This window comes from Spongiibacter nanhainus (assembly GCF_016132545.1).
In the GTDB taxonomy this organism is placed as follows: Bacteria; Pseudomonadota; Gammaproteobacteria; order Pseudomonadales; family Spongiibacteraceae; genus Spongiibacter; species Spongiibacter nanhainus.
Map to the genome: position 1 here is coordinate 2952872 of NZ_CP066167.1, position 23931 is coordinate 2976802.

General features: G+C 55.8%; 20 protein-coding genes. 8 read left to right on the top strand and 12 right to left on the bottom strand.

Annotation, left to right across the window (positions count from 1 at the left end; translation table 11 throughout):
- Positions 1-29: 29 nt before the first annotated feature.
- Positions 30-977: an NAD-dependent epimerase/dehydratase family protein gene (locus I6N98_RS13455; protein ID WP_198568866.1), complete on the bottom strand. Its 948-nt coding sequence runs from the start codon at positions 975-977 to the stop codon at positions 30-32.
- A 124-nt stretch (positions 978-1101) separates the two neighbouring features.
- On the opposite strand from I6N98_RS13455, the gene I6N98_RS13460 reads away from it, so the two are divergent.
- Entirely contained in the window at positions 1102-1761 is a 660-nt protein-coding gene (locus tag I6N98_RS13460; protein WP_198568867.1) for a TetR/AcrR family transcriptional regulator, read from the top strand.
- A gap of 6 nt (positions 1762-1767) precedes the next feature.
- On the opposite strand, the gene I6N98_RS13465 is transcribed toward I6N98_RS13460, so the two are convergent.
- The gene (locus I6N98_RS13465) at positions 1768-2958 is read right to left on the bottom strand and encodes an ISL3 family transposase (RefSeq protein ID WP_198568868.1); all 1191 of its coding nucleotides are present in this window, start codon (positions 2956-2958) and stop codon (positions 1768-1770) included.
- 655 nt (positions 2959-3613) lie between these two features.
- Here I6N98_RS13465 and I6N98_RS13470 point away from each other — a divergent pair.
- Complete coding sequence (locus I6N98_RS13470; RefSeq protein WP_198568869.1) at positions 3614-3880, top strand: hypothetical protein; 267 nt, start codon at positions 3614-3616, stop codon at positions 3878-3880.
- Between the two features lie 59 nt (positions 3881-3939).
- Here the strand turns inward: I6N98_RS13470 and I6N98_RS13475 are convergent, their stop codons facing one another.
- Positions 3940-4482, bottom strand: a complete 543-nt coding sequence (locus I6N98_RS13475; RefSeq protein WP_198568870.1) for a hypothetical protein — start codon at positions 4480-4482, stop codon at positions 3940-3942.
- 117 nt (positions 4483-4599) lie between these two features.
- On the bottom strand, positions 4600-5133 hold the full coding sequence (locus I6N98_RS13480) for a hypothetical protein (protein WP_198568871.1): 534 nt from the start codon (positions 5131-5133) through the stop codon (positions 4600-4602).
- Positions 5134-5346: 213 nt separating this feature from the next.
- On the opposite strand from I6N98_RS13480, the gene I6N98_RS13485 reads away from it, so the two are divergent.
- Positions 5347-6774, top strand: a complete 1428-nt coding sequence (locus I6N98_RS13485) for a transglutaminase-like domain-containing protein (RefSeq protein ID WP_198568872.1) — start codon at positions 5347-5349, stop codon at positions 6772-6774.
- Between the two features lie 19 nt (positions 6775-6793).
- Here the strand turns inward: I6N98_RS13485 and I6N98_RS13490 are convergent, their stop codons facing one another.
- Entirely contained in the window at positions 6794-6988 is a 195-nt protein-coding gene (locus tag I6N98_RS13490; RefSeq protein ID WP_198568873.1) for a hypothetical protein, read from the bottom strand.
- A 365-nt stretch (positions 6989-7353) separates the two neighbouring features.
- Here I6N98_RS13490 and I6N98_RS13495 point away from each other — a divergent pair, with 365 nt between their 5' ends.
- On the top strand, positions 7354-7851 hold the full coding sequence (locus I6N98_RS13495) for an aminoacyl-tRNA deacylase (protein ID WP_198568874.1): 498 nt from the start codon (positions 7354-7356) through the stop codon (positions 7849-7851).
- A gap of 56 nt (positions 7852-7907) precedes the next feature.
- Here I6N98_RS13495 and I6N98_RS13500 read toward each other — a convergent pair whose 3' ends face one another.
- From I6N98_RS13500 to I6N98_RS13525, 6 genes are all read right to left on the bottom strand, one after another.
- Positions 7908-8960 carry a 2-oxoacid:ferredoxin oxidoreductase subunit beta gene (locus I6N98_RS13500; RefSeq protein ID WP_198568875.1) on the bottom strand — a complete coding sequence of 351 codons (1053 nt, stop codon included), beginning with the start codon at positions 8958-8960 and terminating at the stop codon, positions 7908-7910.
- Position 8961: 1 nt separating this feature from the next.
- On the bottom strand, positions 8962-10827 hold the full coding sequence (locus tag I6N98_RS13505; protein WP_198568876.1) for a 2-oxoacid:acceptor oxidoreductase subunit alpha: 1866 nt from the start codon (positions 10825-10827) through the stop codon (positions 8962-8964).
- Positions 10828-10832: 5 nt separating this feature from the next.
- Positions 10833-12614 (bottom strand): FAD-dependent oxidoreductase, encoded by a 1782-nt coding sequence (locus I6N98_RS13510; protein ID WP_198568877.1) that lies wholly within the window; start codon positions 12612-12614, stop codon positions 10833-10835.
- Between the two features lie 201 nt (positions 12615-12815).
- Positions 12816-14978 carry a TonB-dependent receptor gene (locus tag I6N98_RS13515; protein ID WP_198568878.1) on the bottom strand — a complete coding sequence of 721 codons (2163 nt, stop codon included), beginning with the start codon at positions 14976-14978 and terminating at the stop codon, positions 12816-12818.
- Between the two features lie 175 nt (positions 14979-15153).
- Positions 15154-15552 (bottom strand): bactofilin family protein, encoded by a 399-nt coding sequence (locus tag I6N98_RS13520; RefSeq protein ID WP_198568879.1) that lies wholly within the window; start codon positions 15550-15552, stop codon positions 15154-15156.
- Entirely contained in the window at positions 15510-16460 is a 951-nt protein-coding gene (locus I6N98_RS13525; protein ID WP_198568880.1) for a peptidoglycan DD-metalloendopeptidase family protein, read from the bottom strand. Before I6N98_RS13525 ends, I6N98_RS13520 begins: the two co-directional genes overlap by 43 nt.
- Before the next feature lie 229 nt (positions 16461-16689).
- Here I6N98_RS13525 and I6N98_RS13530 point away from each other — a divergent pair, with 229 nt between their 5' ends.
- Entirely contained in the window at positions 16690-17607 is a 918-nt protein-coding gene (locus tag I6N98_RS13530) for a histone deacetylase family protein (protein WP_198568881.1), read from the top strand.
- A 53-nt stretch (positions 17608-17660) separates the two neighbouring features.
- Here the strand turns inward: I6N98_RS13530 and I6N98_RS13535 are convergent, their stop codons facing one another.
- Positions 17661-19010 (bottom strand): hypothetical protein, encoded by a 1350-nt coding sequence (locus tag I6N98_RS13535; RefSeq protein WP_198568882.1) that lies wholly within the window; start codon positions 19008-19010, stop codon positions 17661-17663.
- Positions 19011-19325: 315 nt separating this feature from the next.
- Between I6N98_RS13535 and I6N98_RS13540 the strand changes: the two genes are divergently transcribed.
- The 3 genes from I6N98_RS13540 to I6N98_RS13550 all read left to right on the top strand — a co-directional run bounded on the left by I6N98_RS13540 (position 19326) and on the right by I6N98_RS13550 (position 23922).
- Positions 19326-19781, top strand: coding sequence for an acyl-CoA thioesterase (locus tag I6N98_RS13540; protein ID WP_198568883.1), 456 nt, complete (start codon positions 19326-19328; stop codon positions 19779-19781).
- A gap of 113 nt (positions 19782-19894) precedes the next feature.
- Positions 19895-22378 (top strand): AsmA family protein, encoded by a 2484-nt coding sequence (locus I6N98_RS13545; protein ID WP_198568884.1) that lies wholly within the window; start codon positions 19895-19897, stop codon positions 22376-22378.
- A 74-nt stretch (positions 22379-22452) separates the two neighbouring features.
- Positions 22453-23922 (top strand): AAA family ATPase, encoded by a 1470-nt coding sequence (locus I6N98_RS13550; RefSeq protein ID WP_198568885.1) that lies wholly within the window; start codon positions 22453-22455, stop codon positions 23920-23922.
- Positions 23923-23931 lie beyond the last annotated feature (9 nt).

Genomic DNA, 23931 nt, shown 5'->3' on the forward strand with positions numbered 1-23931 from the left:
CCTGTTCGTCTGTTATTGATTTAATTGCCTTAGATATATTTCAGTAAACGCGGCACTAGCGGCCTTAGTAGTGGCCTCAGCGGCAACATTGCGATCCGTACCGATGAAAATTTCTGCGTCAACTCGTCTTGATACTGCTCGAAGGGCGTGCTCTGGAAGCCAAGCATGCGCTGCGATTCCTCGGTGTCCAACCAATGCGTATAGTAGTTATTTGTGCCAAATATACTTTGCGCCTGTTTAAAACCTAATGCCGTGAATGCAGCATTTAGAAATTGGGCATGGGTTACCTGACAGGTTTTACCGCCACCCAGTAGTAATACTTTTCCTGCGGCCTCAGGGACTTCAAGCACACGGTGAAAAGCGCGCGCCACATCGGAAGGGTGGATATACTCAAGTGGGGTTTCAGGATGCACAGATAGTAGCGTTCTTATAACCTGTCGCTCTGTACTCCAGGTACGACTATCTACAGATACGCCTATTCTCATCACAACCCATGGCACCTCAGATGCGGCGAGGTACGCTTCGACATCAATCTTGTGCCGGGTGTAGTTATCCGTCGCCACAACAGGGTCATTTGGAGAGCGCCAGGGTTTATCCCTATTCGATGGGCCAAACACCGTGAGAGAGGATGGGAATACAAACAGCGGTCGCTTCGCCTGTTTCTCGGCACAATCGATCAGCGCTTTGGTCGCCTCCACATTGACGGCATATGCCAAGCCTGGAAGGCGATCGGATTTCGGAGGTAATATCGAGGCGAGATGGATAATGGCATCCACGTCTGCAACCAGCGCCGGAAATTGTTTGTGATCACAGATATTTGAGAGCACGACGTCACAGCGCCCTCGCAGGCGATTGGCGCGTGCCCTCGACACAGCAGTGTCGATGTCTGTACAACGCACCTGATGGCCAGCAGAAATCAGCTGCTCGACACATCGTTCGCCTAGGTTGCCAAAAGCACCAGTAACCAAAACCCGCATAATGATAATTTTTGCTCGTTAACGTTATTCTGGCGGTAAACCAAAGGACCTGCCGCCTTGCAGTCACTCGATAAACTTATATAATGATATTATATAAGTCAATTACATTGCTGGAGATTGGATAGTGCCTCGTCCAAAGAAACTACCCTCCTCTCGACAAACACAGGCAGAGAGACGGAAACAAACCCAAGACAAGGTGCTTGAAAGCGCAGTGATCTTATTTGGCGAAAGGGGCTATGCCGATACGTCCCTGGCGGATATAGCAAAATTAGCTGACATCACAGTCACACCGATCTATCACTACTACGGCAATAAACTAGAGCTTTTTACCGCGGTTACCGAGTTCTATGAAGGGCAACTTGCAGGTAAAATCAATGAATTGGCAGAAAACGAGGACTTTTCAGCGGAGCAAGCGTGGGATATTTTCCTCGACGTGATGCAACAACCTGGCTTCAACCGGGTGGTACTCATCGACGCAACTCGTGTACTGGGACGCGAAAGATGGCCGGACACCTCGGTTTTCAAAGCAGTCAAAGCGCTGCTAAATAGTTCTGAGCACCCAATAGGTGCGTATTTTCACCAGCTATTTAACAGCACGGAAGCGGAAATCGTAATTCGTATGGTCATTGCCGCACTGGCCGAGGCTGCGATCGCGATGGCGGAAGACTCGTCATTCGATGCTCGAAGTCTGGTGCATCGAATTCTGGGGATGATGGGAGTTGATTGGCGGCAGGAAAACACGCTGCACACTGGAAAAAGGCTCTACCCCATTAACGGGGGATGACACTCACTAAACCCTGTTAATCACACCGTCCCATCCACAATGGGCCAGCACTCGCAATCTGTAATTTTCAAAGTTTCTAAAACCATACGCTCGCCGCGAGATCATTTCCATTTTGTTGTGGAAGCCTTCGGTAATGCCGTTACTTTTGGTAAAGCGCCACATCGCCACTATCGGCTGCAACCAGGACCGCAAGGTGCGAGCTAGGGCGTGTAATGGGCTAGCCTCTAACTGCTCAATCAACGCGACGAAGGCCGGCAAACGGGCTTCTGCTTTCTTGCGCGTCAGGGTCTTGAGCAATACGAAGCGCACCAGCCGCTGCTTGGCGAGATACAGCGCCTGCAGCACCGGGTAATCCGCCAAGTAGCGCATCAGGTTCACATGCTGTTCATCGCGGAGGCGCCACTTGTGACGACGCATCAGGCTGATCAGCCCTCGGTTCTTGCGCCCCTCCGGGTCGTGTTGCTGCCAGACCTTCAGGAAATGTTGATTGATCAATCTCACCACGTGAAATCGATCGGCCACAATCGTGGCATTGGGGAAGTAGCGGCGGGCAATGCTACGGTAGGTCTCTGACAAATCCATCACCACCACCTGGACCTGCTCTCTACCTTGTAAACCCCGTAAATAGCGGCGCAGGCTCGGCTCTGACCGCCCTAGCTTGACGTCAAAGACTTTGTGGTTCCTCAGGTCTGCAAAGGTGGTGGCATAGCCGGCCTTGCGGGTAAAAAAGTGCTCATCAATGCCCAGTACCCGGGGACAATAGCGGCGATCTCCCTCGGACCGCTTTTGGCCAACATGATGCTGATACCAGCGCTCAACGGTGGCTGGGCTGATGCGGTGGGTGAGAGACAGCTTGCGCTGGGTGACACCCCCGTCGTGTGCCTCAAAGACCTCCAGGCGATACGCCTCAGAGGCTCGGTAGCGCGGGCGTATCCCGACAAACGAATGGCGGAAATACCGTCGGCACGCCTGGCAATGATATTTGGGCACCCGCAGGTGCAAAGTCAGGATCTGGTTGCCCTGGCGGGTATGCTTGATGGTTCGCTGGTAGGTCGCCTTGATCCGCAAGCCCGCCCCCTGGCAGTGCTTGCACGGCGGTCTGATACTCGGCTTGGCCCACACTTCAATACCCTGTGCGCGCACGACCCGTTCTATCTCAAGGCCCGGTAGGCCTATAATCATTCCTGCGTGGGACATCGGTAGTCTCCATTAAACTGTTTCGTCGCAAATTCAGTTTAATGAATGCCGGTGTCCCCCGTTTATGATGAAGAGCCGGTTTTTTTGTGCCTGCCAAATGTATCTGTGCCCAAATTGTGCCCATAATTTTTCCTGAAATTTAACTTTGACCTCTTGGCCCCGGGATTTCGGCGACCATCTGGTTGACAGCCAAGCGGTCAAAAAGCCCTGACCTTTTGGCTCCAGAAATAAAATGGGCACAGACATAAAACCAAGAGGTCGGCACTTTTTTGGGAGAGAATATGCCCCACTAGACGCAAATCTGTCCCTTCCCCAAAGAGGCTAGCTGTAAATGAGGAATATCGGTTCGATTGCTTTCAACATATTCCCAAAGTTAGGATCCAACGCCTCGCACGAGGCATAACTCACCCCTCCTTTATGTAAAGTACCAGTTCAGACTCTAGGGCCAATCAAGGCATTCTAGCCATTTTTCAGCACGGGCAAGGCCCAGCGCCAATCTAAGACCTAAAAAGCGACGTTACAATTTTGCAACCTGACTGCCAGCCTCTGCCAAGGTTAGCTACAATTCTGCAGTGATTGACAGGCTGGGCTGAAGATGCGTACTCAAAGTAGAGACACTGACACCCCTAGCCCCACCCCCGCCAGGAGGGAAACAATGAAAGATATGATAAGTAATGAAAACGGCGACCAATGCCCTTTTGAACTGAATTTTGAGCCTGACACCTTTAAAAAAGGGGATTTAGTCAGCTATCGCGTAATGGGCAGCATGGAAGATATGCCTTTTGTCGGCGTCATTGTCGACGTTCACGATGATCACATCATGCTCGCCCACTACGACGGAAATGAATCCCCCGAAGGACCTTTGATGCGGGGCAGCAAGGAGAGTCGCCCCAAGGTCAGTGAGGCAGATGCGCTCCAATAGGAACCACAGATAAAAAAGCGCCGGCACGATAGCCGGCGCAAGCACAGGGATATACGTCCTCAGTACGCTCTCACCCGAGTATTCCATTTGGCGCTTTCGTGGTGCCGATCGTAACGGTGCTTGTCGTGACGGTATTTGGCATCAGAGTGCTTTGAGGGCCAATGCTTGAATTTCTTGCCGTGGCCGTATTTGTACCCGTTGCCATAGTGTTCACCCTTGCCATGATCACCGCGATACCAATTGCCGTGCCTGTTGTGGTCACGGTGGTCATCGCGACGGCTCCAATGGGGATGACTGTGGCTGTGGCCGCCGCTGCGATAGTCCCGGCGATAGTCATCGTATTTGTAGCGCTTACTGTTGTATTGGTAGTGGGCATAGTGGTCATCCCGCCCACGGTAGTGGCGTTTGTGCTTTTTGTCCCGCTCTTTGTAGTCATCGTGAGCCGCATACAACAATGCAGCGCCAACCAGTATAGCGGCGGTGGTTTCTGCGTCGGCATGGGCCTGCCGCGGGCTGATCAGCGCCACCAAAAGCGCGGCAAGGATCAATCCCAAATAGAGTCGGCGGTAGGGTTTTTCGGTATTGCTCAGTACATTCGACATAGCGTTATCCTCCAGTTACAACCTGAGGATAGAGCTCTACACCTGAACTCAACCTGAAGGGCATAAAAAAGCCGGCTAGTGCCGGCTACCTGAATTGCTATTGCGCCAAAGGCCAAGCTAAATACTTTTCTGATCGCAAGCCCACTGTGCTTTGGCGCGGGCTTCTATAAACCCATTCAGAGAAAAAGTTTCTTGCCGAACATCAAAATAGCCGCTGTGAGCTGAAGAAGAAGGCATCGACACAGTGACTTGCCGGGACTGGCCAATCAAATCAATCACCGCCTTATTGGGAAATACGTGAGCGAGAACGACCAGTTTACGGTTTTGCGACACTGGCTTGATAGACACGACCTCAAGGGGCATTTCTACTCTGGTTCCGTCAAAGCTCGCGGTCACATCCAAGCGCTGTCCCGGCAAATTCCACACATTGGGGGTATCACTGGACCAAATCAGGTACAGTTCATCGTTTCCGCATATATGGCTATGCTTGAGCATACCAAACTGGTGCATCGATACCGAATCACCGGGAACAGTGTAGCCAGTCGAATTGGAGATGTCTTCCAATTGCCAACGGGACATGCCAGTTGCTTGTGCAAAGGTCGCGCTGATTGTGCCCGCCAGAAATACCGCGCAAAGTTTTTTAATATTCATCGAATTACCTTACCCTTAACTTGCTCGCCAGTAGTGGTAATTTTCAGCTATGCCGCCGATTGCAGATATACGTGATACCCGGATGTCAGTGTTCGGATAGCCGCACTTACAGGCCAGCGAGTGAGAACACGGTCACAATTCTTGGATTATTGCCCCAAATAGGGCGTGTAAGACCGGCCCCAACTAATCGCCATCTTATAAGTAAAAACACCTATGCGCCATCTTGTATTTTGCCTGTTGCTAGTAATCACTGCCTGCCATTCACCCAGCCCAGAGCAGCTTAGTAACGAGGGTAGCTGGCAAGCAGTGTCGCTAGATGGCGACAACATCGGCTATCGACACGTTCATAGCTGGCGAAAGGGCGGCGAGCGACTGACTCGGGAAACCATGGTGGTGACCTTCCAGCAGCCCGGCTCTGTGCCCAGAGAAACCACCACCACCCTGACATTCCGGGAAAGCCCGCAAGGCGTGCCCCTCTCCGTAGTAAAGACCCTTAGCAGCAACAGCGCTAACCATCGGCTGTCGGCAGTGCGAACTGGCAACCAATGGCGGGTGACCGCTGACAACAGTGAGAGGCCGTTGCAAACCCTAGCCGTTCCGGAGCCGTTGCTGCTGCGCGAGGGGCTCAAACAGGCATTGAGCAAGCAAGATGGGGATGAACGCGCCCTGAGCTATTATTCCTGGAGCTTTGCCCAGCTCGACTTTGTGCACTTTCAATTGGAGGCCACCCTACAACCGGAGGGACCCGCCGACCGGCGCTGGCGCATCCGCCGCTGGCGGACGGACAGCCCTGAAGACGTCACAGTCTCCTACACCACTGAGGACTTCCACATCACCGAGGAATACGCCCCCACCTCAGCCGGTGAACTGGCACTTATCGAATGTGACCGGGACTGCGCCCTGTCGGCGTTTAGCCCCATCACTCATGTTTATCGGCATGTCATCCGCTCCCCCTACCGCATACACGACGGCGCCCTGCGGGGCACGATACGGTATCAGCTGCGCAACACTGGCCAGCTGGCGCCCCCAACCACTGACGAGCAGCGGGTGGTCGCAGTCGAAGACGGCTTTGAGGTCACGGTATGCGAGGACTGCGGCGATGAGGCTCCCGCCAGCGACGGGGCGCTCAGAGAGGCTCTGGCAAGCAACTACTGGCTCGACGCCAAGCACCCAGATATCGTCGCCACGATCGCATCGCTGGCCCCGGAACACGATGCCTCCCCCGAACTGACAATGAGTCGGCTGACCCGCTTTGTTACTCAACATATGGATGAGGAGGCAGATTATCGGGGTTACGCCACCGCCGTTGAGGCACTGCACAACAAGACCGGCGATTGCACCGAGCACGCTCTACTTTTGGCTACACTGGGGCGTGCCGCGGGCATTCCCACCCGGGTGGCACTGGGGCTTGCCTACAACAATGAACGTTTCTTGGGCCGACGCTTTGTATTTGTGCCCCACGCCTGGGTACAGGCCTGGGTGGGCGACCGCTGGCAGAGTTTCGACAGTGGTTTGGGGGACTTCAATGCCGGCTACATCACCCTGGGCTTGAGCCAGGGTGAACAGGCGACAATTCTGGACATCAACAGACAACTGCACCGCCTGGATATCACATCGGCGGTGCAGGTAAAGGCGAGATAGTCAGAGAGCTAAACGTCGCTTACTCGTAGGCGACGGGCATTTCCTTGAGCTCTTCATCACCGGGCATATCGACGTTGGCGACTTGAACGTTGTCGCTGCCGCGAACCGCGCCAACTACGGTCACTTCTTCCAACACCATTGCAGGCTCATCCGCCATCGCCACCCCGGCAAAAAGGGCGGTGCTTACAAACAGGATACGACGAAAAGTCAGCATTTTTTCCCCTCGGTCCGGGACTCGGACCCTCAATAAATCAGTCATCATCAAAGTCATGTCGGCGACAGCGAAGGCTTTCGCGCTACTGGCACGCATAATATGTTCCAAATGTGACAATATGATTTCACTTTCGTGAAAGATGACGATTCAGTGACAACCAAACGGCTGAAAGCCAGGGTATTCGGGGGCTGGCGCTTATAGCGCAAAGAAGTAATGGCGGCCTGGGCTAAACAAATCCCATCTTGGACAGCGTCCAGACGCGGCGCTACATTGCAATAACGGCCCAGAGGCCGGAGTACCGGCTGGGACTCTCATAGAGTGGCTCCCAGCCCTCGCAGCGTTAGTCAAAACAGGAGGACATTCCAATGAGTTTGGCTCCGAGAATCGCTACCCACCTGCAAAACACGGGCGTCAACTACGAGCTGATCGCTCATCAGCCCAGCCATTCCAGCATGCAGTCGGCTGTGCTGGCCCGCATCCCGCCAAAGCAGTTGGCCAAGGCCGTGGTCACCCATGACGGGGATCGCTATCGATTGTGTGTTATCCCCACGGACCACAGGCTTATGATGGACTGGCTGGATGAGCATATGCACGGTCACTTTACCCTCGCTGACGAGCAAGAGCTGATGGCGTGGTTCGAAGATTGTGTGGAGGGGGCTGTTCCAGCTTTGGGACAGGCCTACGGCATGCCGGTGACTTGGGACGATGCCCTGGCCGAGGCCGAGGACATCTATTTTGAGTGCGGCGACCACCAGCACTTGGTGCACCTCAAACGCAGCACCTTCATGGAACTAATGGGTCGCCAGGATCACGCCCGCATCAGTTGCCCGGCGGACGACCAGCTGGCATGGATGATCCACTGAATCCCGGCTGACGCTGGGCAGGAGACGTTAAGGCGGTGGCGGCTTACCACCGCCGATCAGCGCAGGCTCTCGTTGAGCTTGTCCAGTACCTTTTGTCCTGGGCACAGGTCCCCTTCGGCCAACGCCCGTAACGGCGTCTTGCTGGTCGCCAGAATCTCGTGCAAATCCTGAGAGTCCTCGTCCATAAACAACAGCCCGGTGAGAATCTGGTCCTTCGCCTTGTAATCCTTAATCAGCTTCAACGCGGAGCGGCGGCTGTGCAGGTCCAATTCGGCGTCCGCCTTGTGCAGATGGACCACCGAGCCATCGTGTAGGGTAACCTCGGTGGACTCCCCCTGGGGATAGTCGGTGGCGATTTCCTGCTTGAAGGGCACAAAGTCCACCGTGCCAGTGGCAGCTAAATGATCCCGCACAAACTCATAACCTTTGGTGGACCCCGGATTATTGTTGAAGGTCACACAGGGGGAAATGACATCGATAAATGCAAAGCCACGGTGGGACACCGCCGCCTTGATCAGTGGCACCAGTTGGTCGCGGTCACCTGAGAAGCTTCGCGCCACAAAAGTCGCCCCCAGCTGCAGGGCAACACTGGCCAAATCAATCGGCTCAAAGGGGTTGGGTTCCCCCTTTTTGCTGGCCGAGCCGACATCGGCGGTGGCGGAATCCTGGCCCTTGGTCAGGCCGTAACAACCGTTGTTTTCAACGATATAGACCATGTTCAGGTTGCGCCGCACCGCGTGGGTGAACTGCCCCATGCCGATGGAGGCGGTATCACCGTCACCGGAGACACCGATATAAATCATATCCCGATTAGCCAGGTTGGCACCGGTGGCCACTGAGGGCATACGACCGTGCACGGAGTTAAAACCGTGGGAGTTGCCCAGAAAGTAAGTGGGCGTTTTGGATGAACAGCCGATCCCCGACAGTTTGGCCACCTGGTGAGGGGCGATGGACATGTCGAAACAGGCCTGGACGATGGCGGCACTGATGGAATCGTGGCCACAACCGGCGCACAGCGTAGAGATCGCCCCCTCGTAGTCTTTGCGGGTATAGCCAAGACCGTTGACGGGCAGCTCGGGGTGGCGGAATGAAGGACGAACAAAACTCATACTACGACTCCTTTGCCCCGGGCTTTTTGCGCATCGGGGTGACATTGTCACCGCGCATCACAGCGGCGACCTCATCGCGGATTTGACGGGCAGTGATGGGCATACCGCCGTAATTCAGTACCGACAGCAGCTGTCGGGGGGGCACCTGACACTCGTTGATCAGCAGGCTGCGCATCTGACCATCGCGGTTCTGCTCAATCACAAAGATAATGTCGTGCCGCTCGAGGAAATCCTCAACCTCATCGCCAAAGGGAAAGGCGCGGATGCGCAGGCTGTCCAGGGCAATGCCCTCCTCGGCGAGGTAATCCAGCGCTTCCATGGTGGCATCGCGGCTGGTGCCAAAATGAATCACCCCGGCCTTGGCGCCCTTGGCCTCAATCAGCTCGGCGCTCGGCACCAGGGTTTTGGCGGTATCCCATTTTTTTAGCAGCCGCTGCATGTTGCGCTCGTAGGCGGCGCCATCCTCGGTGTACACCGCGTACTCATCTCGGGAGGTACCACGGGTGAAAAACGCCCCCTTGGTGGGGTGGGTACCCGGGTAAGTGCGGTAGGGAATGCCGTCGCCATCCACATCAAGATAGCGGCCAAAGCGCTCGCTCATCCCTTCCAGATCGGCTTCACTGAAGACCTTGCCGCGGCGATACTGGCGGGAGTCGTCCCAGCTCAAGGGCTCGGACATATTGTCATTCATCCCCAGATCCAGGTCCGTCAGCATGATGACCGGCGTTTGCAGAGTCTCGGCCAGGTCAAAGGCCTCAGCCGTCATATCGAAGCACTCCCGGGGTGTAGCGGGAAACAGCAACACATGCTTGGTGTCGCCGTGGGAGGCGTAGGCGCAGGCCATAACATCCGACTGCTGAGTGCGCGTCGGCATCCCGGTTGAGGGGCCAGCACGCTGTACATCGATCAGTACGGTGGGGATTTCAGCAAAATAGGCCAAGCCGAGAAACTCGCTCATCAGCGAGATACCGGGGCCACTGGTGGCGGTAAACGCCCGGGCACCATTCCAGCTGGCGCCGATCACCATGCCGATTGCCGCCAGCTCATCTTCCGCCTGGACAATGGCGTAGTTCTTGTTGCCGCTACCGGGATCGATGCGCAGGCGCTTGCAGTACTTCTCGTAACCGTCCACCACCGAGGTTGACGGAGTGATGGGATACCAAGCCGCCACCGTAGCGCCGCCGTAGATGGCGCCCAGCGCCGCAGCGGTATTGCCATCCAGCAGAATACGATCCCCTACGGCATCCCGGCGCTCCACGCGAATCCCCAGTGGGCAGTCAAAGTGATCCCGGGCGTAGTGGTAACCTAATTCCAGGGCGTGAACGTTGGGGGTGATCAGTTTTTCCTTGCCGCGGAATTGATCCGCCACAATGCCGGTTAGCACATCGAATTCAATGTCTAACAGCGCCGCCAATGCGCCGACGTAAATAACATTGCGGAATAACTGCTGCTGCCGGGGATCGCTGTATTCACGCTGGCAGATATCCTTCAGCGGCACGCCGATAAATTGAATATCGTCCCGCATCAAGCGCAGGTCCAGCGGCTTACTAGAGTCATAAAAGAAATAGCCGCCGGCATCCACTTCCTTGATGTCCCGCTCCATGCTTTGTGGGTTGACGCAGACCATCATGTCCACCCCGCCGCGGCGGCCCAGATAATTTTTCTCGCTCACCCGCACTTCGTACCAGGTGGGCAGGCCCTGAATATTGGAGGGGAAGATATTCTTGGGGCTGACGGGCAGACCCATCCGAAACAGGGCCTTGGCAAACATGTTGTTGGCGCTGGCCGAGCCGGTGCCGTTAACGTTGGCAAACTTGATGACAAAGTCGTTGACGCCCTCGATTGGCGCCGCGCTGGCTGTTTTCATCGCTCTCATAGTATCGACGCCGCCTTGGTAACCGAGTAATAAAACTTCTGCATGTCCCAGGCTGCGGTCGGGCAACGCTCGGCGCACAGGCCGCAGTGCAGGCAGACATTCTCGTCCTTGATCATCGCGCGCCCGGTTTTCAGGTCCTCGGACACATAGATATCCTGCTCCCGGTTGTGGGCCGGCATCTTGAGCTTTTCTCGAACCTGCTCTTCTTCACCATCGTTAACGGCAAAGGTCAGACAGTCGGTGGGGCAAATATCGATACAGGCATCACACTCGATGCAGCGGTCTTCGGCAAACACCGTCTGCACATCGCAGTTGAGACAGCGCTGGGCCTCGCGGAACGCGGTTTGGGCATCGAAGCCCAGCTCAACTTCCTTCTTGCGGTCCAGTAGGGTTTCACTGACGTCAGCTTGAGGTACCACATAGCGCACATCGTCCTCTACCGCGCTATCGTAGCTCCACTCGTGGATGCCCATTTTCTGGGAGACCAGGGTTACCCCAGGCGGCGGCCGCTGATCCACGGCATCGCCACGGCAGAACAAGTCAATGGAGATCGCCGCCTGATGGCCGTGGGCCACGGCGGTGATGACGTTTTCCGGGCCGAAGGCGGCATCGCCACCGAAGAATACCTGTGGATTGGTGGATTGAAAGGTCTGCTCGTCCACCACCGGCATGTCCCACTTGCCAAAATCGATGCCGATATCCCGCTCAATCCAGGGGAAGGCATTTTCCTGTCCAATGGCCATCAGCACATCGTCACAGGGTATGACCACAGGCTCTTCGTCAGTGGGTACCAGTGAGCGTTTGCCATCGCTGTCGTAAACCGCTTTAACCTTCTCGAAGCGGACCCCGCACAGGCGACCATCTTCGATCAAAAATTCCTTGGGAACGTGATTGTCGAGGATGGGGATCCCTTCATGCTGAGCATCCTCTTTTTCCCAGGGCGAGGCTTTCATCTCGGCAAAGGGGCTACGCACCACCACTTTGACCTCTTCCCCGCCCAGGCGCCGGGCTGTACGACAGCAGTCCATCGCCGTATTGCCACCACCGAGCACCACCACTCGCTTGCCCACCGAGTCAATGTGGCCAAAGGCGACGCTGGACAGCCAGTCGATACCAATGTGGATATTATCGGCGGCTTCCTCCCGACCGGGCAGATTCAGGTCCCGCCCGCGGGGGGCACCGCTGCCGACAAACACCGCATCGTAGTTTTTGTTCAGCACTGACTTGAGACTGTCGACATAGGTGTTGAAGTGGGTGACCACCCCCATATCGAGGATCAGGTCGACTTCTTCATTCAGCACCGTTTCCGGCAGACGAAACGCGGGGATCTGGCTGCGCATAAAACCGCCGCCAGCGGGCTGCTCGTCATAGAGGTCGATCTGGTAGCCCAAGGGCATGAGATCCCGGGCCACCGTCAGCGAGGCCGGTCCGGCGCCAATCAGCGCAATTCGCTTGCCATTCTTGGCCTTGGGGATGGCCGGCAGGCGATCGCGAATATCCGATTTGTTGTCGGCCGCCACTCGCTTAAGCCGGCAAATCGCCACCGGCTCCTCTTCAACTCGACCCCGCCGACAGGCTGGCTCACAGGGGCGGTCACAAGTGCGCCCCAGCACACCGGGAAACACGTTGGATTCCCAGTTGATCATGTAGGCGTCGGTATAGCGCTGAGCGGCGATCAGCCGGATATATTCCGGTACTGGTGTGTGCGCCGGACAGGCGTATTGGCAGTCGACCACCTTGTGAAAATACTCGGGGTCACGAACATCGGTCGGTCTCAAAAAACTCCCCCCACTATTATATTTGCTTAGGGTCTGGACATATCGGGGGCAGCCTCTCCAAACCGTCACCCCGCAGGCTAGGCGGGGATTACAGCATACTGGAAAGTAAAATTCATTAGATAAATGCGACTATAACGCTGAGATTTTGCGACACAGCGCCGAGCTGAACCCGGCGCTGTATTGTTGGTGGGTGGATTGAGATCAGTACTCGTATTTGATTTCTGCGCCGTAGATGCGGCCTTTGTTTAACGGTGCAAACGATGCTCCCGGACCACCAAAGGCGGCAGGAAGCTGGGTGTCATTGCCGTGGGTCACCTCGTCCTTCAAGTTCTTACCAAATAGCGACAGCGTGATGCCATTGGAAAATCCATAAGCGGCTGACACATTAACCATATCCGCGGAGTTCAGTACCCCGAGGTTGTCATCGGTATAGGCGCTGGGATCCCGGTGATTAAAGCTTACCCGGGCGGTGATATGGTCACCGTCGTTTACGTCCATATCGAAGTTCAGACCAATGCCGTAGGTCCACTGGGCCAGTCGAGGCAGGGCCAGGTTTTCGTCGGCGCTGTTGACTTGACCATCACGATTCAGGTCTTCTCTGACTTCGTCGTAATCACCATCCAAATAGCCCGCATTGGCAGTCAATACGAAGTACTGATTCAGAGCCGCCAACAACTCAAACTCTGCACCGGTGATGGTGGCATCGGCCGAATTGACGATCACCTGGGCGACACCGAAATTGGGGTCGGCAAAATTGACCTCCCGTTGCATGTCTTCGATGCTGTTGTGGAATACGGCACCGTTCAGACGCAGTACGCCATCGGCGGCATCCAGTTTAAAGCCCATTTCGAAGGAATCCTGTTTTTCCTCATCAAAGGGACCGGGGCTCGCAGTGGGGACCGTATTACGCTGATTGTAGCCACCGGAGCGGAAGCCCTGGCTGAAGCTCGCGTAGAGTTGCAGGGTATCCATCGGGTACCACTGAACCCCCACCTTGGGAGACACATTGCTCCAGGATTCCGAGTCGCTGAAGTCGTAATTGCTACAACTGACTTTTTTGGCATCACAGGAGTTGAAAGGAATGGTCGCGATATCTGCATCTTTCTTTTCCTGGGTGTAGCGCAAACCCGCCAGCAGAGTCAAAGCCTCTGACAGGCGGTAATCCACCGCTGTGAAAATCCCCCAGTTTTCGGTGTCCTGCACACCCCCGCCGGTTACGTCCTGGGCTCCACCCTGGATAATCCGCCGTTCAATGTAGGTCAAATCCTGCTGAAAATAATACAGCCCGGCCGTCACATCAAAACGCTCATTCAATAGGATGTTATAGCGAAGCTCGTTGCTGATTTGCTCCGCATCTAGCGCTATGGCAGCGTGAAAACCCGGTACCGGTAGTGCATCGATATCCGATACCGCGTATGTCTCGAGATCCTTCCAACCAAGTATATTGGTCAAGGTCCCGTCTCCCACACTCCGGACATGCTCCAAGGTGATCCGAGACCAGTCACTGTCGTTTTCACCCTCTTCATCAATGGCAAAATCAAAGGTGTCGCGATCGTACACAGCATGGTTCTGCCCTGGAGGGCCATCCCCCTCGTTACTGCCCTCTTCTATTTTAAGAGTGGTTTCACCGCCGCCCTGATCGAGATAGGTCGCCGCCAAGCGGAGCATCATGGTTTCCGATTGGCCAAAGTTGTCATTGCTTTTGCCGTTGCCAGTATTCTTATTTTTGAAATAACCACCATCATCGTTGTAATAAACGGCAAATTTACCGAGCAGCTTACCCGGCACTAGGGCACCGGTTGTCACCAACGAGTAGTAATAGTCCTCGCCGGATTGCACCGCCGCACGGGTTTTTAACGTGAAATCTTCTGAGGGGTCAGTGGTACGAATCAGTACGGCACCACCGGTCACGTTGCGGCCAAACAAAATCCCCTGTGGGCCACGCAACACCTCAATGCCTTCCATATCAAACTGGTCAAAGACCACGCCCGAATTTGTGCCTTGGTAGACACCATCGACGAACACCCCAACTGTCGGATCGATGCTAGGGATAGAGCTGTTAACACCCAGGCCTCGAAATGAGAAGTTAGCCACACCCTTCGACGTGCCGACATCATCCATCGACACATTGGGCATACTGTACGACAGGCTCTGAAGATCCCGCACAAACAGCGCCTCTAACTGCCCTTCACCAAAGGCAGTCGCAGCAATAGGCACATCCTGCAGTTTCTCTGCTTCCGCCTTTTTGGTGGCCGTGACCAGCACCTCCTCCAGCAACGCAGAACGGTTCTGCGCTAACGATGTTCCCGATGACATTGACAGCGCGACAGCTCCGGCCGCAGCAAAGAGTAACGATTTTTGCATTCTTATTAGCTCCACAAATGCTTGAAAAATCAGGCACCAAGGACAAATCCATGGCTCCTGACAGTAAGTCTTGCAGAGAATTGGGATTTCGCCACTTTTGGGGAAAAAGTGGCAATAATTACAATTTTGCCCGCCGCCCCATCGTTGGGGGGCGAGCTAGCAGCGGTTCAGACGCTCATTCCACCGGCGTGGTTGAGGCATTGCGGGGTGCCGCGACTGACTCGGCGGCACTGCTCTCAGCATCGCTGTTATCTTGCACCAGGCGGGGAGTATCGTGCTTTTTGACGTGGCTTGAACCAACAAATTGACCACCGGGCTCGATCACCAGCTCGCGGACTTTAATGTCTCCGCTGACCTGGCCAGAGGCGACAATTTCCAGCCGATCCGCATCTACCTTGCCATCCATGTGCCCGCTTACCAGCACCCGCTTGGCTTTGACATCGCCCTGGAAACGACCACTCTGGCCGATGGTAACGTCACCCCGGGCATTGATATTGCCCTGCATTTTGCCGTCCAGGTGAAAGTTGTCTTTTAGCTCGATGTCGCCGGTAAGCTCTGTGCCAGCTGCGACCACCGTCGTTCGGGGACCGCTATCTGTTTTCTTAGCGTTCTTGCCAGGGAATCCCATTTGATGCGCTCCTCACGAGAAAATAAACCGTCGTAGTTTTCCAGAGACCACTCCATAAACGCCGTAGGTGGCAGCCGGCGGTTAAGGTGGCGAACCTCATAGTGCAAGTGGGGCGCACTGGAGCGACCTGTATTGCCACTGTAGCCTATAAGCTGCCCCTGTCGAACGTAATCACCGGCGGACACCGTTGTTTTATCCAGATGGCCGTACAAGGTATCAAAACCAAAATTGTGGCCCAACTTGACCATCTTCCCGTAGCCGCCATCGTTGTCACCCGACCACTCCACCACGCCGTCGGCGGTGGCGTATACCGGTGTACCAATATTCGCTCTCAAGTCCACGCCGCGATGCATTGCCATTCGCCCCAGCACCGGATGCTGCCGCATGCCGTATAAACTGGTGACGGTGGGGTCATCCAAGGGGTAACCGCTGGGAATCGTAGTCAACATGTACTGCTTTTCCTGAGCCGTTTGGCTGGCAGTATCCAAGCGTTGATAAAGGGCGGCATCATCGGCAGGGTTAAGGCCGATCATTGACTCAATAGAGCTGAGTTCCTCCCCCATCACACTGAGGGCGGCGACTTTTTCATCGACAGATTTCTGCAGTTTGGACTGTTCTGCTAGCAAGGCGCGATTTTCTTCTTTTATATGCTGCTGTTGCTGCTGTAGCTGAGACAGCTCATTGTTGATCGTGCCCAAACGATGAGAGAGGAAATAAATGGTTAAAAAGGCCACCAGAAAAACAGCCAACAGCAGGCCGGCAAAGCCCACGGCGAAACGCTGCATCAACTGGGTAATCGTGTAGTGACGCGCACCACGATAGGTGGTGATCGTCACCCCAAAGTGTTCTCGCATAGCCCCTATCTCATTATCGCTTCTCGCCGCTCTGATGGTGAGCCCGACTCACTGCTGTCGAGCTCGCTTGGCCGCGTTTTAATATGAAAGCTCTAAAATTTGCGACCGATTATGGTAGTAGTTCACACTCGATGCAAATTTTGTTCTCTAACAACGACTTGCTGGACATCATTCACACCATGAAAAACCGCCCCCCAAGCACCTCACCTGCGGCCATGGAGAGCGAGCGATGACCTTGCCGCCGCTGGTCCACAATCCCACTTACAGCTTTGACTTCGACCCCCGCCACCGCTTTCCGATGGAGAAGTTCAGTTTGCTGCACTCCTACTTACAAGAATCGGGCCATATCACTTCCAAAAACCTCTTCCGCCCTGGCAAATGCCGACAAGACATCCTCGCCGGCGCGCATTGCCCGAACTACATCGACCGCTTCAGCCACAATCAACTCGATCGGCAGGAGCTGCGTCGGTTGGGACTGCCATGGAGCGCCGGATTGGTCCATCGCAGCTGGATTGCCCCCAATGGCACGCTACTCACGGCACAGCTGGCTTTGCGCTACGGTCTGGCCTGCCACCTAGCAGGAGGCACCCACCATGCGCATCGGGAGTTTGGCTCAGGCTTCTGTGTCTTTAACGATCTTGCGGTAGCAGCAACTGCAATGGTCGAACGGCAGCAGGTAAAGAAAGTGCTCATTTTCGACTGCGACGTACACCAGGGCGATGGCACGGCCAGCATATTGAGCGACCAGAAGCGGGTTTTTACCTGTTCTATCCACGCCGAAAAGAATTTCCCTGCCCGCAAGGCGCTCAGTGATTTGGATGTCCCACTCCCCAGCGGCATGGGCGATACCGACTATCTACACACTGTGGAACAGACCCTTGTCGGTCTTCTCGAAAGTGTGAAGCCAGAGCTGGTCCTCTACGATGCCGGCGTAGATATTTACTGCGACGACCCATTGGGCCTGCTGAATATTAGCTTGGCGGGTATTCGCGAGCGGGACCGCGTAGTCATTCAAGCCTGCCTGGACCGGGGGGTTCCGGTGGCTACCGTCATTGGCGGAGGCTATGACCGCGACCGACCGGCACTGGTGCGCCGCCATGCCATGGTCATTGAGGAAGCGTGCCGCCTTTATCCACAAATCGGATAAAAAAAAAGGCGGCCCTGAGGCCGCCCTGAGATAGAGAGTCGGGTAGTAAGCTTTTAGGCTTGTCCAGTCAGGCCACCCAGCAGGCCACCCAAAAGGGTATCGATCAGGTCAGTCAACAGAGTCAGGGGGTTTGCGCCAGGCGACGCAGATAATCCACCCAGCAGACCATCAACCACACCACAAATCGGGCTCAGTGGTGTACTCGCCAGTGGGCAAGAACCTGCACCGCCGCCCTCGATAGCAGACACCAGAGGCGTCAGCAGGATATCCAGAGGCGTACCAGTCACACCATCACCACTGGGCACACCACCCGCACCGGGAAGGCTATCGGTTAAGCTCATCAGGGGCCCAAGCAAAGCATCCAAAGGCGTTCCGGTAGGACCATCACCTACACCACCGGGCAGGCCACCTGAAAGCGCACCTTCAATGGAGGTCAACAGGGTTCCCAGACCGTCAAACAGGGGCACAAGAGCTGTACCCAAGGCACCGTCCAGCTGAGTGGTAATCTCGCCCACTGCTGACTCGATCGGCGCGCTGAATAGACCAGGTTGACCCGCTTGCTGCTCGAAGAAACCGATGGGCACAACGTCCACCAACACACCGGTCAGCAGGTGGTTAAGCGTGGTTGTTACACCAGCAGATACCGCCTCACCATCACTGAGGGCAACCGCGTTCGTGGTCACCGCCAAGTCAGCCAGTGCGACATCCAGAGTGGTCAGCAATCCGCCGAGAACCGGCGCGCCAGACACTTCCGCAGGCAAACCATCGATACCTTCGCTGAAAGCACTGCTGATGTCGGCAAACAAGCCTGTCAGCGTGGTCACATCCATTTGTGAGGGGTCGAAATTACCGCCCAGGAAGGGTGCCAAAGCATCGGCCAAAGGCGCCAGCGGCGTACCTGCCAAGGGATTATCATCGCCACCGGCAGAGGTGCCAGAGCAATCACTTTGACCCGCCAGAGAAGCCAGAAGATTCGGCAAGTCGTTCAGCAGTTCGCCCGCTGCCAATTGCAAATTGGCCTGCGCAGTGCCAAAAGCCGCTTGCGGATCCGCTGCCGTCTCGGCACTGGCAACACCCAGCACAGAATCGAGGATGTCGACCACGTCTTCGACAACTACCTGATCAAGACACTTCACTGCACCTTCCAGTGGTGTGCCGGCAGTGCCATCGGCCAACGTTCCAAAGACCTGGGTGGACAGCGGCTCTTGGACCACATCCAGAGGACCTTCAACACCTTGGTATTGAGTGACCGGATCGCCACCACCACCGGGGTTGCCACCATCGCCGCCGGGATTGTTACCACCACCGCCACCACCGCTGCTACCGCCACCGCAGGCGGTCAGGGAAAGGCTCGCGGCTAACGCAATCGCGGCCACGCCTTTGCCAGATTCAAGTTTCCACATATGCTTTACTCCGTTATATAAATCAGATCGCCGTCGATACCTAGAAAAGAGGTCCCGCTCGCACATCATGCTGTTGCATACCGCGCCACAGTTAATAAAGCAGCAACGCCACAACATGTGGTGAACATTGAAGCAATAATGGGAAGTAGAAGAACTAAGGGAAAACCGAAGCGCCCCCTAGTGAACTGTGACCGACATCACAAAACGTCGACTAGTGCACAACCGGATAACAATGAGACACTCCCATAACAGGGCGAATGGCATGTTTGTACAAGACCTGGATAATACGTCGCACAATGTCTGTACGAAGCCCTTATGACTGCTACCACTATTGACTGGGACTACCCCAACCCCTTCACGTTGACTATCTGTGTAGAAGACCAACACATAGATGGACTGGGACATGCCAATAACGCGGCCTACGTGATCTGGTGCCAGGACGCCGGCTGGCAGCACTCCCAACATTTAGGCCTGGATCTCAATGCCTACTGCGAACTCGACGCCGCCATGGCTATCCGCCATGCCGAATATGATTACGCCGGTGCCGCCTACGCAGGCGAGCGCTGCGTTATGGCAACCTGGCTCACCGGAAACGACGGCCGCCTGACGATGGAGCGGCGCTTCCAATTGGTCCGGGAGGAGGATGGCAAAACGCTGCTCCGCGCCCGCTGGCAAGTGGTCTGCATTCGCAAAAGCAGCGGTCGACCGCGCCGCATGCCACAGGCCTTTCTGGATCGCTACGGCGCAGCCGTAATCAATCCGGCACGCTGAAAAACAGGGCGCGTAAAAATAGATAGCTGGCATGCCTGAAGTTATCTGTAAACATTAGTGTTGCCTTAGCGGAGGCGTGTACTATTTATCGGACCTGTTGACTGGAATACGCCATGTCTAGAGCCGTATACATCACCTTGAAATGGGTCGCACTGGCAACGGTGGGCATACTCGCACTTGCCGCAACCGCTATTGCCGCCTTGCTGTTCTGGATTGACCCAGGACTATTCCGCGATGACCTAGAGGACCTGGCCAGACAGCAGGGTATAGCCCTGCATTTGAGAGGGGAGCTGGACTGGCGAATCTATCCGCAAATACAGATTATCACCACTGACACGGCATTGGGTGCCATTGATGCACCGCCACTGGCAGAGCTGGATAGCCTTGCGGTGTCGGTGGCTCTGCGCCCTCTGCTGCGTTCAGAGCTGCAGGTTATCGGCATTACTGTGGCAGGGCTGCGAGCCCGTTTTGAGGTTGATGAGAACGGCGACAACAATTGGCAAACGCTGATTGACCGAACCAACCCGCCCGGGGAGACGCCAACTCAAACAAGCGCAACGCCGCCGAACCAGGACTCACACTCCACGCCCATTTCCATCGATAAACTTCGGGTCGTCGACAGCCAAATCAACTACATAAACCGCCTAACTGCGCAAACGGCCAGTGTCAGCAATATCAACGTAGTGATTGAAAACCTGGGGCAAGCTGGGGCGCCAAGCACAGTAGCGCTAAAGGCAAAGCTCACCGCCAGCGATCCCGCCCAAGTCGTCAGCAGCGAATTTGCAATCGAATCGACATTGAACGCGAATACGCAGTTCAGTGCGCTCGAATTGCAAGACGCCAATGTCGACATCGCCCTGCACTACCGTGCCGGAGAAAAGGAAATTGACAGCCGACTTCAACTCCCTCTCCTTTCGCTGTCGGTCAATCTCGAGGAGCCCCTCAGCATAAAAACTCTTGCCGTCAAGGACGGCAATATCAGCTATACCGACAATCAAGGCAACCGCGTACAAGCCCGCGAACTCCTCGTCACGGGCAAGTACCAGGCGGGGATCGCCGACAACTGGAAACTGGCCGGGGCAATCGACGCAACGCTTGCAACGGGTGGCGATGGGCAGGCGCGCACCATTAATACCACGGTGGAGGCCGGCGCCGTGGTCATGCCCGGCGACAATGCCAAGACCTTCGCCCTGGACAAGGTGCACCTACAGTTGTTTCCCGAGCTCAATCCCCTGCGCATCAGCGGCGATGCCAAGCTTCAATTCGACCCACTGGATGTACAGGGCCAGGTAAGCGTTGCTAAATTCAATCCACAGACCCTGGCGGCCGCGCTAACCCTGCCGTTGCCGGAGCGAGCTGACCCCCAAAGCCTTACTAACACCTCAGTGCGCAGCCGATTCAGTGTTACAGAGACATTACTCAATGTAACTGAAATTGCGCTTACCCTGGACGACACCACCGCCAAGGGTAAGCTCTCTCTTCCCCTTGGCGATGCCGGTGGCCGACCTATTCGGGTCACCCTGAACCTTGATCAGATAGATTTGGATCGCTATTTACCACCGCCGGATTCCACTGAACCGGGCAATAAAGAAGAGGCGTCATCACCAACGCAGCGCGAAGAGTGGGACTTCTCGGCGCTGTCCGACCTCAGGCTCGAAGCAGACGTCCAAGCCGGCCGTTTTACTCTACGCCGCCTGCCCTTCACCGACACCAGGCTCAGCCTTGCAGCCCGCGACGGCAAAGTGACCCTCTCATCGCTAAAAGGAAAGCTCTACGACAGCCCTATTACCCTGGCCGGCGAGCTTGATACCGGTGCCATGCCCTATCGGGTCAGTACAGAGGGACAAGCTAGCCACCTCCCCCTTGGCAGAGTGCTCAAGGACCTGCAACTGGAGGAACGTTTCTCTGGCAACAGTGATATTGCCTTTCAACTGTCTACCCGGGGTAACCATGCCTCAGCTTTACAACAAGCCTTGAACGGCCACCTCAGTGTGACGGGACGAGAGCTGTCCTTGAGCGGAATGAATATCGAGCGGGCTTTCTGTCGCCTGGTGACTGCGGTTCAAAAGCAGGCCTTTAACCCGGCCGAGTGGGCGGACGTCACCCACTTCGCCGACACCACGACTCGTATTCACTTCAAAAAGGGAGTCGCTCGCATCGAGCAGCTCAAAGCCGGCGTCTCCCAGCTGGCAGTCTCTGCCAAGGGCAAAGTAGACCTCGGTCAATCCCTGTTCGACGTGGTATTTAACACTCGACTGGCCAGCCAGGATAAGCAGCACTCGCCCTGCACCATCGACAACCCCAAGCTGCTGGATCGCGACATTCCTATCCGCTGCCAAGCCAGCTTTGACGGTCTCGATTTAAGCACCTGCCTTCCCGATATGCGGGTTGCCGAAGACATTGCCAAAGAAAAGCTCAAGGACAAAATCGACGACAAAGCCAAATCCTTCCTTGAAGAAAAGTTAGGGGAGGAAAAATCCAAAGCCGCCGAGCAACTATTCAAGCAACTGATCAAACCATCGACAAAGTCCTCGCCACCCAGCGAGCAAAATAACTCACCACCATCACCGACGGAGAACGACACCGCCGGCCAGTAGCCATCCGACCATTCAAGCATATAACCACTTGCAAAATAGCCATTTGCAATACAGTCACTTGCCGAGACCCCTCCATGAACGACAGCCACGATCTCCGCCTACTCATCGAATCCCATATACCGGTCATTGTCATCGAAACCTGGGAAGAACAACGGGCTCTGGCACTGCTCAGCAAATTGGGCATACAACTGGCACTGCCCGTATTTGGCTGGTCGGTTACCGATGGACTGCGCCGGATCGATTTTGATCAGGGCAGCTCCCAGCGAACGACGGCAGAGCCGGAAGCCGCCCTCAAGCACATTCGTAGCAGCGGCACTGCCGGACTCTATGCCCTTTGCGACTTCCACCCCTATTTACACAATGAGCCCGTCAATGTCCGCCTGATAAAAGAGATTGCCATGCAGGCCGAAAGCAGTGGCCAGCGACTGATATTAATCAGCCATGCCCTGGATATCCCCGCCGAGTTCAAGCGCCAGTCCGCCCGTTTTAGCCTGACCATGCCTGAGGAGCGCAAACTCATGGCGGTGGTCCATCGGGAGGCGCAGCAGTTTGCCAAAGACAAAGGGCGCAAAGTCCGCACTGACCGGGACGCGCTGGACAAACTCGTGGGCAATCTCCGTGGCCTGCCTCTGGAGGACGCCCGCAAGCTGGCCCGGGGCGCCATCTACCACGACGGCGCCATCACCCACTCCGATCTGGCCCAGGTCAACAAGGCTAAATTTGAGCTACTGGATATGGAGGGTGTGCTCAGCTTTGAATACGACACCGCCAGCTTTAAAGAAGTCGGCGGCCTAACCCGTATGCGGGAGTGGCTTGCCAAGCGGGAGCAGGCCTTTCAGCAGGCACAGTCAGACGCGCCCAAGGGCATTATGCTGGTGGGAGTCCAAGGCGGCGGCAAGAGCCTGGCTGCCAAAGCAGTGGCGGGCCTGTGGGGCCTGCCGCTTCTGCGCCTGGATATGGGGGCACTCTTTAACAAATTTTTTGGTGAGTCTGAGCGCAACGTCCGCGAGGCCCTGAAGATGGCAGAGACTATGTCCCCCTGCGTGCTGTGGATTGATGAAATAGAAAAGGGCATTGGCAGTGACGACAATGATGGCGGCACCGCCCGGCGTGTGCTGGGCACGCTACTGACCTGGATGGCAGAGAATAAAGAGGCAGTGTTCCTGGTGGCCACCTCCAACGACATTTCCCGACTGCCGCCTGAACTGATTCGTAAAGGACGTTTGGACGAAATTTTCTTTGTCGACCTGCCCAGCGATCCAGTCCGGGAAATTATTTTCCGGATTCATCTGGAAAAACGCGGTCATGCCGTTTCCCAGTTCAACTGCACAGCGCTTAGCCAGGCCAGCGACGGCTTCACCGGGGCTGAAATTGAACAGGCCGTCGTCTCTGCCGGCTATACTGCCCGGGCCCGGGAGGAGGCCCTGGACACCAGTCACCTGCTGGAGGAAATCGCCAATACCGTGCCCCTGTCGGTCACCATGAGCGAGTCCCTGGCAGCACTGCGGCACTGGTGTGATGGAAGAGCTGTTCCGGCAGACTGAGCATTACCC